We start from the raw sequence: 4,137 nt of genomic DNA on the forward strand, positions 1-4,137 counted from the left end.
CAGCGCGCTCGGTATGGCCAGCGGCGGTTATTACGTGTTCGGACCGTCGGGCGTACATAGTGGCATTCACTATGAGTCGGCGATGGCCAACCTGCTGTCCCTCGACGAGGGCATTGGCGCCATGACCAAAGGCGAAGTGGTCGCCTATCGGATCAATCGCGAATACCCCACCTCCGCCGGGGCGGCCAATGTGCCGACGACCGCCGAATCCACCTCGGCCGCCTTTAGTACCGGGTTTGTCCTGACTCGGCACACGTTGGAATACCCGACCGGCAATAAGCTCACGTACTTCTGCTTGGCAATGCACTTGCGCTCGTTTGGCGATTACGAACGCATGGGGAGTGTGGTCAAGCGTCCCGCGTACTGGCCGGCCAAGATCTGTCGTGTCAAGGAAACCGCCAAAGAAAAACAAACTGTACCGAAAGGGGCCACCGATCAGCCAGTCATCGGGCTGAGCGTGCGCGCGAAACCTTCGTTTGCCAAAGACTCCCCCGTCCTTGGTTACCTGCCACACGGTGCTCGCTTCACGGTGCTCCAGCGCGACAAACAGTGGGTCAAGATCAAGCGCGTGATCGAGAAAGCGATCGTGCCGCCATCGACTGCGCAGACGGAGGTGCCAGCCGCCGCGCATAACGGATGGGTCTCGACGAGCTGGCTGGAAGCACTAGGCCAGGCGCCGGAGGACTTTGATGTCGTGGTTACGCCAGTGAGCCCGCCGGCGGTCAAAGCTGGCGAACTGTTGGGCCACATGGGTGAGTATCGGCGAGTACAGGATCCGCAGCAGAGCCGCAAGCTGATGCATCACGAGATCATCGTCGGCCCGGAACTGCGCGCATTTCTGGAAAAGAGTCGTGCTGCTGCGGCAAAGGCCACGCCTCAGCAGAAAACGCTGCTGCGGGTGGCGCCAGATGCTCAATTGCATAACCCGGTACTCGCGCCGCCACAGGCCGGTTTGCTGCCGGTGAATACCATCGTCGCCTTGGACGGCACGCCGCCTGACGATGCCCTGTACGTCAAAGTCAAGCCAACGGGGGGTATGCAGTGGATCGACCGCAAAGCCAAGTTGCCGACTGGTGCCAAGGAGGCCAATCTGTTCCGTCTCAACGATGGGGCCGTGTACACGGCGGCGGATATCGTCCGCGTGCCTCGGCAGGGGACGGTCGGTCAACCTGGAGCCACGCGCTTCCGCGGGGTTTTCGTCGGGGCTGCCAGCCAAACACCGGTCTGGATCACCAAAGATGCATACACTGCGCTGGTCAGTGTCCAAGGAGGCAAGTTGTTGACAGCGGACTTGGCGCAAGGGTGGGAAAGTTTTCCGCTGACGTTCGCAGCCAACGGCCCCAAGAATGGTGCGCAGCCGCAGCACGTGTCGCGGCTCATGTTGCAGCAATCGAGACCGGACAAACAAATCCCCACGGAGCTGCCCAAGGTGTTTGCCCTGGATGAAGCGGGTAACGCATGGTGGCAGGTGCAACTGAAAACCGGTGGCACCACCGCCATTGGCTGGGTAGGCGAAGTGGGCCATGCAGGCGTTTCCCGGCACTCGCCGCATGAGTGGGTGGACTTCAAACTGATTGAGTCCAAGCCAACCACGGCCGCCTACGGCAGCTATTTTGCCGACTTCAAGCAGATGGAGGAGTTTCAGCGCGGGCGATTGGGATTGAAGGACGTCGACCTCGACGTGCCGCTGCGCGAAGTGCGAGCGCTGCTCGATGCCAATCACGACGGCCAGCTCACCTTGGCCGAAGTGAAGGCGGCGCAGCGCGATCGTGACACTATCCGCCAACTGTCGCGTGTGATCCTGCGCTATCCGAGTGAATGGAAGGCAGACAAGAAGGCATGGGATGCCTACGATGCGTTGATTCCCCTGTCATCGAGGGCAGCTTGGGAGGCGGAGAAAGCGCGTATCGCGCAATTGGTGTGGTGGGATGCGGTCGCTGGGAAAATTAAGGACTTTCCGGTCGATCCGTTTGTCTATCACATCCATCCCGTTGCTCATATAGGAAGTCTGATGAAATCTTCCGCAACGAAGATTTCCGAAAAGGGGCTTTGGTTTATTTACAAGCAGGAGGCCAATAGTGAATCGCGCCAATTGCATTGGCCGGGAGGTAGCAGTGGCGTGACCTTGGGGCCCGGTTATGACATGTCAAAGCGCAGTGCAGCCGAGGTCCGTCGCGATATGATCACCATTGGCATGAATGAGAAGGATGCAACCCATATCTCGGCTGCGGCCGGCCTTGCGGGTGATGCCGCCCATAATTTTGCTAAGGATAACAAAACACTAGTAGTGCTTGCAGAGGCTCAAGAGTACGCGCTTTTGCGTTACATCGTGCCGCAGTACGAGGAGCGGATGAGGCAATATGTCGATAATAGCCTAAGCCAGCATGAATATGATGCCATGGTTTGTTACGCATACAATTCAGGCGGAGGCTTGGGAAAGGTCGCTGTATTGGTCAATGAGGATAAATTTGATGAGGCGGCGAATTTGATAAAGAAATATGTGTACTCAGCCGGAAGGCGCGTGTCAGGGTTGGAGAAGAGGCGTGACGATGAATCAAATCTCCTTTTGCATGGCAGGTATGAATACCATGGTGTGCCATTAAATAGGTGATTGAAGTTGAAGGGGTGTAAGCGATCGCTTCTGAGTAAGTTTTTGGAAATGGTGTTTCTTTGCATTTTGCGATGATTGTATTCCCTGTCCCAGTTTTTGGTGCCTATATTTAAACGGGATGCCAGGAATTGAAATCGGTGGCAGTGCTGCATGAATGCGACTTGCAGAGACATTTCACTGCGAGGGCAAGCACTTTCGCCCAAGCAACCCCTAGTCCCTGACATCTGCTTTGCAGATGACCAACCCGTCCGTTGGAGCATGAGATGAAGAGATGGAGACTTTTGGCCTTACTGTTGGCAAGCTCGGCGGTCTTGCGGGTAAATGCAACACCGACTGACGACGGTAGCTGTCGCAATGGCAATTTTCCCTTGGTGAATAACACATTCGCTCTGGCCAAGGTAGCGGGCAAGCCCAACGTGTACTTGCTCAAGGACATGGAAGGGTGCCCGTTGAAGGGCGAAGCCGCCTGCCGCCAGCGCGCCTATGTCATCGAAGGCGATACCCTGATTGTCGGCCGCGCAAAGGGCGGCTATCGATGTGTTTTCTATCCCAATAAAACGGGGGGAAGCGCTGGCTGGGTCGCAGCCGACAGGTTGCGACTACTGCCGACAGCAACGGTAGTACCTTCGCGGGCTTGGGCTGGGCAGTGGCGGAACGGTGACGATACGCTGCAGTTGATCCCCAACGGCGATGGCACCCTGACCATGAACGGTGACGCCTATTGGCCCAGTGCCAACCCGGATCCTCAGATGCGCCCTAGTGGTCCCAACCTCGGAAGCGTTACGGCTCGCAATGCCCCGGAGGGCAATCGTTTAGAAGTTAGCGAAAATTCGGGCACGTACGAAAACGAACATACCTGCAAGGTCACTGCGCGCCTGCTCGGCGATCTGCTAGTAGTGGCGGACAACAGCAACTGTGGGGGAAACAACGTCAGCTTTACCGGGATCTATCGCAAGTCCCCCTGAGTGCCGGCCAGGCTCCTCAGGGGCAGCCAACAGTTCGAAGGCTTACGGGGAAAAGCGACGATGCTGGTTAAGCAGACAACATCTGACCTGAGTAACCGTGTTGAATGTCAAGCTATGAGAGGTTGATTTTGAGCATTCAGGTGGTTACGGGCGATGGCATTTAGGTGCGTGATGAGCTTGCGCATGCAGGCAATCAAGGCCACTTTCTTGAGTTTGCCTGCGGCAACCAAACGTTCGTAGAAAGCGCCGACGGCCGGATTGAATCGAGTCGCGGTGAGCGTCGCCATGTACAGCGCACGTCGTACCTCAAAGCGCCCGCTGGCGATGCGTCTACGGCCTCTGATGGAACCAGAGTCCTTGGCATAAGGTGCCACGCCGACCAAGGCGTAGATTTGGCGCCGATTGAGATGACCCAGTTCAGGCAATCCAAGGACCGCACGGAGGAAGTCGGCAACCATCGTCGCGACAAGACCGCAGCCAATCACACGGTCGATATTGGCGGGCATCTGAAACAGCGCGTGGCAGGCCATGCCGAGTTGGAGGCGGGGCAGGCTATCCGGT

General features: G+C 57.4%; 3 protein-coding genes. 2 read left to right on the forward strand and 1 reads right to left on the reverse strand.

Annotation, left to right across the window (positions count from 1 at the left end; genetic code table 11):
- Window positions 1–82: 82 nt before the first annotated feature.
- Entirely contained in the window at window positions 83–2,611 is a 2,529-nt protein-coding gene (locus tag VK92_RS39150) for a glycoside hydrolase family protein (protein WP_197094507.1), read from the forward strand.
- A 263-nt stretch (window positions 2,612–2,874) separates the two neighbouring features.
- Window positions 2,875–3,576 (forward strand): hypothetical protein, encoded by a 702-nt coding sequence (locus VK92_RS41270; RefSeq protein ID WP_082160945.1) that lies wholly within the window; start codon window positions 2,875–2,877, stop codon window positions 3,574–3,576.
- Window positions 3,577–3,683: 107 nt separating this feature from the next.
- Here the strand turns inward: VK92_RS41270 and VK92_RS38240 are convergent.
- Window positions 3,684–4,137 (reverse strand): IS110 family transposase (locus VK92_RS38240; RefSeq protein ID WP_048026719.1); only part of this gene is annotated, 454 nt, incomplete at its 5' end.

Source organism: Burkholderia sp. LK4, assembly GCF_001043615.1.
Classification (GTDB): domain Bacteria; phylum Pseudomonadota; class Gammaproteobacteria; order Burkholderiales; family Burkholderiaceae; genus Burkholderia; species Burkholderia cepacia.

Excerpts from the sequence above, each read along its gene's own strand:
- VK92_RS39150 (WP_197094507.1), top strand. The coding sequence starts at position 83 with ATGGCCAACCTGCTGTCCCTCGACGAGGGCATTGGCGCCATGACCAAA.
- VK92_RS41270 (WP_082160945.1), top strand. The coding sequence starts at position 2,875 with ATGAAGAGATGGAGACTTTTGGCCTTACTGTTGGCAAGCTCGGCGGTC.